Below are 7,555 nucleotides of genomic sequence, written 5' to 3'. Positions count from 1 at the left end.
TTCCAAATTATTATATTTTGCTTCCAACTCCTGATATTTATAAGGAACCTGGTCTTTAGATTCTTGTGAACTTACTCCAGAAGTTATTTTATTTTCAGGATTTCTTCTAGGCTTTCTATTGAGTTTTAACCCTATTATTAAGAGAAATATAAACAAAGCCATCATAATTAATTGGATACACGTCGTCCAGAAAAATATTCTTGAATCTTGCTGTTTTGCCCGCTCATTAGCTTCTCGTTTAAAACTGTTAAATTCTAGTTTTAAACTATTAAATTCTTTTTCTAATCTTTGAAAATTTGAACTCGAAGCTCCTTGTGAAGTTGAAGGTTGTGAAGTTGTTGAAGAAGTCGGACTAATAGCTTGTTTCAACTGACTAATTTTTTCCGTTATGTTTTGACTTTTATCTGTTAAAAAATTTTCAACACCGGAGCTAGTAATAGGGCCAAACTTCCCTTTCCCAGAAGTATCTTGTCCTGTCAAAACCCCTAAACTGACTTGAACTTTTCCTACTGCGTCTGTTGTTAATTTATTTTTTAAAGGACTGATCACTTGATCAGAAAGATCTTGAATTAGTTTCTCTATATCACTAATGATATTACTGATTGTATTAGATTCTGTTGTTTGTAAGGGTTTTATTTCATTTTGGAGTTGTGTAATAGCTTGATTTAATTGAAGAAGTTTCTCATAACTATCTTTAGTATTTACAGTCTCTGGTATCGCATCTGGATTAAAACCCTGTTGATTAAAGCTTTCAATAAATTTATTTTGAGATTCGAGATATGTTTTATATGCTATGTCAATCTCTTCAACTCTTTTTTTGAGTTGTTCTTGATTAGTTTTTTCAGATTTTTTTACCTGATCCTTAGTTCCACTTGTGTTATTTTGAGGCTCGAATTCTTGAGAAAATTCGCAACCTCCTAATAAATTTAAGCTTAAAGCTAAAGTCAGAAATAATTTTGTGTAACTGCTTTTATTCATAACAATCCTCCTAATTTAATTAATAGAATTCTAAGGTTCCTTTCTGTTCTAGCTGAAACAATTCACCTCCTTGATTTAACTTTGACACTTGAGCAGGTTTGACCAGTTTAAAGTTTTTATAATTTTGATTTTCTTTCTCGTTATAACAATCAAATACTTCCTTAATATAATCAAAGTTAAACTGATTTATTTTAGTAGTTTTGTTAATTAATAAATAAAAATATCCTGAGTCTCCAAATATCCAATATGTTCCTCTTATTTCGGGTTGAAAAGTAATTTTTTCCTGAGAACCAAGACGTTGATTGCTAAAGGTTTTTTCTGTAATTCCAACCTCTAAAGATGATTGCCCAAATTGCTTGGGGTTGGAATTATAATCAGTTATAATTTTTTGCTCCGTTGGCTCAAGACTCATTGGGGAAGTTTCTGATTTATTCAAGATATCTAAGCCAGCAAAACCTGGCTCTGAGGTTGACACTGTTTTAGGGGGGGGTAAACCCAGATCATCCCAAGATTCTAAATCAGAATCACTTACCAATGAATCATTAGTGACTAATGGAGGACGTTGTTTTTCAATATTGTTCTTCAATTCAGGAAACTCTTTAAGTATAGTATCTATCTCATCTTGATGATTTACTAGATATTCTATCTTATCTTGATGATTTACTAGATATTTTATCTGAGGGAATATAAAGAAAATATCTTCTATAAATTTTTTATTATCTTTACTCTCTTCTGAGGATTCCTCTTCTGAAGCCTCGCAATCATCATCTGATTCTCCAGATGATGATTCTTGTTCTAATGATAATTTGGTTTTAATTACAAGAAACTTTTCAAAAAAACCTTCTCCCCATTCTTGATATTGTTGTACCGTACCACTAAATGGCCATCCACAGTCCGAACAACTGTTGTTGTCCTGCGAGGATTCATATTCAGTATGACAAATTGGACATTGTGGCATGGGTGTCATGCTCCTTGAATATCTGAGTAATTAAGACAAAATTTTAACTTAAGTTTTAGCTTGTACTTTGAGTGTGAGCCTCTACTACAATATCAGACACCCACACTCAAACGGTATCATTTACCCGCCCACTCTTTACCTAGAACCCGCAACAATGCTTTCAACCCTAAAATGAATGGGGGTTCCACCCGAATATTATCTGCCTCCCCTTTAATCGTCAGTGTCACCTTCGTTAGCTCTTTCTGGATTTCCCGCCAGAGTTTATCACTATAGCTTGGCTCTAAACCCACACCAGGACTGTAGTTTTTCATCGGCTTTAGTCCATCAATGTTTAACTCTCTCAAGGCTAAATTGAACTCATCCAAGAAGTTCCGAAGTTGTTCAAATTCAGAAACTTTAAATTCCTGAATATTCCCATCCAACTCTAAACGGTCTCTCCAATCAATTAAGGTTCCATTGACTTCACAATTTTCTCCAGCTATCAAGGGATCTTTATCTTTTTTTCTTAGCCCTGTGAGCTTAGTTCTTTCCAAAACTAGCCCACAAGCCACTTCATCTTTAGGTTTCTGACTCAATCGGGTGATTTCTTCTGTATCAGGAAAACCAGAACCTTTGCTTAACATCCAACTAAATAACTGATTCACTTCGGAATCTTTATCAAACTGACCTCCTATGGCTAACCAATGTAATAATCGGGAGCCATTTCCCCCCATATATACAGGTGTGATTTCATTTCTATTGTACTTTCCTTCATTATAAAGAACTCCCAAAAGGGTTCCAACATAATAGTACAATCCTGAAAACCCCAGAGCCATGAGTCCTAAGAACCCTAAGAAGTCTTCCTGGTCTTCAACTTCATGTCTTTTATTTTTCAGCCAACTTTCTCCTTCTAAACGTAAAAAGACATCTAGTTTGGCATTAAACTTACCCTCTTTTAATCCCTGCCAATCTTGAGAATCAACTTCTAATCTATTAGAAAAAAAAGTGGGATTTAATTCTAAAAATTGCGAGAATAAATCCCTCCCTGCTAAAAGGACTGAACACTGATGAACTAACTGGTTATCTTGCCAAATTGAGATATCTGAAGTGCCACCTCCCATGTCAATACAAGTAGAAGCAACCAGGTTATAATCTTCTTGGTCAGCAAAATATTGAGCAATTGCTAAACTTTCCGTTCGGAAGGAGTCTAAATCGCTAACTGCTGGGCATAATTGCCGAATCCCTGTTTGAGCTTCTAAACCCTCGGTTAATCGCTGCCAACTTTGGGCATACCGAGATTTATCTCCATTAGAAAAAGCAGAGGGATAGGAAAATGACCACTGAATCTCCCGCACCCCATTTTTTGCAGCTAACGCTGTAATATGTAGGGCTAAATGTTTCAGAAATAGAAGATTCAAGATCAGGTTTTTCCATTTGAGATCCGTCTCCATCCAGTTTTGTTGGGGCTCAAATCTTTTCCTATCTGGAATGTAAATTCTCCCGTCATAAATGGGGCGATCTTGGCGATCTTGATTTGGAATAGAAAGAGGTTTCCCTCGTGTTGTGAGAACACTAGAAAGGGGTAAAGGCTTTTCAGGCGGAATAAAACTTTCTGGAATAAAGTATTCAAACAGAACAGGATTGCGAGTGTCAACTTGAACTTCCGTTACCTTGAGATGGAGGTTTTCTAGGGGTAAGGGTTCGACGATATCTTTTCTGTTGACATAAACATTTGTAAAAGAAGTTCCAAAATCTACCCCGACTTTCCACGAAGCTGTTAGTTGAATTTTTTCAGGAGTTTTTAGAAGGATTAAACCTATCGGTATTCTAGCCGGATTTTGGCAGGTAATAAAGCTAGGAAATTCTTCTAATCGAGCGATTTGATAATTCCCTCTACGATCTTGGAACAGATGAGGATTTTGGGCTTCAGGAAAGCTAACTTGGAAAGTTTCCTCACCATTTTCTACGTCGTAGTAAAAAGCATAGTATTCTTTCCAATTTTCAGCCCGGAAATTAGGCCACAATTCTAAGACGGGAACTTCAGTTAAGGCGTTTTCTTCTTGAATGGGATAATCCTTGAAAATCCGATAGTTTTGAGGTTGTTTGTCATCATTCTTCAAGCCGGAAAGTGGCAAATCCAGAACAACCCGTACCAAAGGCCCTTCACTGCCATTAATCGGTGTGATTTGAATCCGTTTAATTAAGTCTTCAGGAGTAAGATAGTTCAGCAGAATGGGATTAAGGGGAATTAACGGTGTGATTTTTTTTCCATTAAAATTCAACTGATTGGTATTGGGTAAAAAAGCTCCAGGTAGGGCATCCTCTAGGTCAATAAAAGTGAATTTTGGCAAAAATAAATCTTTGGATTCAAGACATTCAACGTTGTTCCACAGGATTTTTCCAGTTTTTAGATCTTCAATATTTAATGATGCTAGAGTTTTGTTCTCATAAACCCAAATATTTTGAGATTTTTCGTCCCAAGCTTTGGCAATTTCTGGATCAATAATCAGTAAGTCTCGAACTTTTGGCTTGTCGGGGCTGGGAATTAAACGCACACAGGAAGCTTTCGGCTGGGATTTAACCGGTTTGTTAAGACCTCTTAGCACCCCTTTATTAAGCTCGACTCCAAAAAATTGAGGATCATCACTCAAACTTAAGTTTTGCTGTGGATAAGCTCCCAAGCTATCTCGAAACTCATCTAATAAACCTCTCATCATATCGAGGGCTTCTGGCTGACCTTTATGGTTATTTAGTTCCTTTCGCAAATTTTCTAACCAGCGCCACAACAAGCCTTTCTCACTGATGTTGAGATAGCGATGAGGAGTTTCTAATCTGCTCTCTTGACGGTTCCACCAGGGAAGACCTTCCCATTTGCCTTCCTCAGACGGAACAACTAAGGTACTGGGGCTGGTCATTCCGACAGGATTTCCGTCCCATAAGAATACATAGACATCTTGCCAAGGATTTTTCCCGTCGAGAGTGTAGAGGGCGTTAACGGGATCTGGTAAAAGTTCGTACAGAGAGCGGGCAAAGGAATTTTTTTGATCCCTTAAATTCTCTAAATCTAGCAATTGAGCCAATAGGGGAAATCCTCGGATCTCCGCTAAGGCGAGTGCTGCCAACATTCCTTGCCATTGCTCAATTAATTCGGCACGAATGGGATAGCCGGAGTTATGTAAAGCCATTTCTATCGACAGGGGACGCGCCCACATTGTCGGGACAGAACTCACGCTCTTGACTCGGCCCGGAGATTTGTAATCTAAACTAGAAGCAACATCCTGAAAAGTTTTTGGGGCTTGAGCATCCCATTTTCCCGCCTCATCACTGGGTCTAACGTCACTATTTTGTTTTAATTTCGGCAAGATTAAGAAAGTCATAAACAATTTCTCCACTAGAGTTTACATAAAAGATATACAGCTTTAGCCAGTCCCACAGTGCCTTGATTAGGGGGGGTGACTACACTGGGATTTAACCGTTCTTTAATTTTTTTGGGAGTATCTTGTGATTTTCGACTTTTATCTCGGTTGTCCCCAATCACTAAATTCGGTAGTTCTTCTCCCTTCAGTTCTGAGTTGAGATCATCAAAAGCACTAACATTAAATAATTCAATGCTATCTCCGGTACATTTGTGAATTTCAGTGAGCCAGCGCAAATAATTTTCACACCAGTTGCTGATAATCCCAATTGCCTCCTGTTGCTTTAAGTCAGAAAATTCCGGCAGATTAGCTTGTGATTTGGCAGGACGGAAGAATTTGGTGAGCCAAGGTGCTAGTCTTTGGAACCGATCTACTCCCTGTTGCTTCGCATTCGCTAATTCGGGCGCGATTTCAGCTAACCAAGTATAGGCAAACCGGGTGGCGTTCACCAAATTGGGCTTGACTTCCCCTTGTTCGGGAATATCGTTCCAGGTTAGATGTCCCATATTCTTTCGGCTGATTAAGACGACAGCCCCTTTTTGGCTGGGAGGTTTCAACAAAAACTGTCGTGCGGCTAATCCAGCGTATAGCTCAATGAAGTGGGGATCGTTACATTGATCATTTTTGCCAATACTAAATTTAACCGTTGAGAAGTTTTCATTTCCCAAAAGATAAACTGTATCAAAAATGACTTGACCTTGGGTAACATAATACCGGAGAGCCGCTTCAGTATTGAGTAAAAACTGCTCGGAGCGGGCATAGATCCCATTAGGGTCTTCATCGGGGGTGGCGGAGAACCCAAAATAGGGTAAGGCGAATAAACAACCGATTTGAACCCGATCGCGGATATTAATTTTTTTTAACTTATTATCAATCAGACGAGCAATTGTGGGTAATCCAGAAGCTCCGGTTCCCCCAAAAATTGATCCACAGAGAAAGACTTTGGGATTTTTCCCGCTACTGGTATCTGTCTGAATCTGCTGAATAAATCTTCCCCAAGGTTCCTGATCTAATCGGTCTAAATCTACCTGACTCATGACGGCTGAACCAATGGCAGGTCGCCCCCGAAACCCAACATCTAAGTTAGCTTCTCGTTCTTCTTTGGTATAAAGAACATCGAATAGATTGCCTAACGTGGGTTGGTTTTGTTTAAGGGTATTGTAGTTAAAAAATGTTTTCAGTTCTTTATTGAAACTTTGTTCGGCAAAGGGCGACCACAAATCAAAAGACTCAATGGGGGTTTTCATCCAAGGGCATTGCTGTTTATCACCCCCCGACACTAATTCATAGCATCTTTGATAACTACTCAGGCTGCTACGGGCGCGATTGAGATTTCCATTCGTCTCATCGGCATCTATAAACAATACCTTGAGAGGCTGTTCATTAAATAAACCGATAGCAGCAAGTTGGGCGATCGCCTCAACACATTTAGCTCCAGTTCCACCAATTCCAATAATATATATTGACATTAGCTATCTCCTATTAAACGGCGCAGTGGGATTGCCAAGGGAGGAATATACATTAAAAGCCCTGGCGTACTTGTTGCAGTTATCCACCAATAAATCAACAAAATATCAAAAATGAATAAGGCTGTTAAAGACAAAAGAGCATCATTACTGCCCTTAAAAAAACCGATAGCTACACAAATACTCACAACTGGAAAGATGCCAATTATCCACCAGATTAATGACCACTTATCCACATGGTTTCCTTTATGATGCGGTGCTAAAGCAGCCATTACGCACCAAATTACAGTTGATATTAGTGACACAGCAAAGACGATAGCCGCTGCAATCATGTAATAATTACTCACCCAAGCCTCAATTCTAGGAACATCAGCGAGCCGAATTATTCTACTTTGATAAAGTAAGGGCTGTACCCAGAACATTAAAACAGCCCCGATCAGGCTAAAAACAATAACACGAATTATTTCGCCTGCTTTCATCTTTCTTCCTCCCGGTCGACTCCCGCCATAGCTGTACTCAGCTTGGCGGTGAGAGGAAAGGCAGGGCGGGGTCTATGCAACATAGTGAATTCTTGTGGTTTGGAGTAAACCGTTGTGCCTCAGAAGTGGCGAAACTCCCCGGCATACCTGCTGGGATTACAGGATTGAGGCTACCGATATTGTTCTGCTTAGACCCGCCTCGGTTGGGCGTTTAATTGGGTTTGGGGATTTCTCCCCCTCCTATTTCTAGGGTAATGTTAGCTTTGCCAATGTTATCAA

At 39.0% G+C, this 7,555-nt stretch carries 5 protein-coding genes; all 5 read right to left on the bottom strand.

Annotation, left to right across the window (positions count from 1 at the left end; translation table 11 throughout):
* On the bottom strand, positions 1-978 hold a 978-nt coding region (locus PL8927_RS00025; RefSeq protein ID WP_156093044.1), incomplete at its 3' end, for a hypothetical protein.
* 19 nt (positions 979-997) lie between these two features.
* Entirely contained in the window at positions 998-1,936 is a 939-nt protein-coding gene (locus PL8927_RS00020) for a hypothetical protein (protein WP_083616283.1), read from the bottom strand.
* Positions 1,937-2,052: 116 nt separating this feature from the next.
* On the bottom strand, positions 2,053-5,292 hold the full coding sequence (locus PL8927_RS28285) for a cell division protein FtsA (protein WP_083616281.1): 3,240 nt from the start codon (positions 5,290-5,292) through the stop codon (positions 2,053-2,055).
* A 14-nt stretch (positions 5,293-5,306) separates the two neighbouring features.
* On the bottom strand, positions 5,307-6,800 hold the full coding sequence (locus tag PL8927_RS00010) for an FtsZ/tubulin family protein (RefSeq protein ID WP_083616279.1): 1,494 nt from the start codon (positions 6,798-6,800) through the stop codon (positions 5,307-5,309).
* Positions 6,800-7,276, bottom strand: coding sequence for a hypothetical protein (locus PL8927_RS00005; RefSeq protein WP_083616277.1), 477 nt, complete (start codon positions 7,274-7,276; stop codon positions 6,800-6,802). Before PL8927_RS00005 ends, PL8927_RS00010 begins: the two co-directional genes overlap by 1 nt.
* Positions 7,277-7,555 lie beyond the last annotated feature (279 nt).

It is taken from the genome of Planktothrix serta PCC 8927 (genome assembly GCF_900010725.2).
Lineage (GTDB): Bacteria > Cyanobacteriota > Cyanobacteriia > Cyanobacteriales > Microcoleaceae > Planktothrix > Planktothrix serta.
The sequence above is the reverse complement of the archived record's forward strand: the minus strand, read 5'-3'. Positions and strand labels throughout refer to the sequence as shown.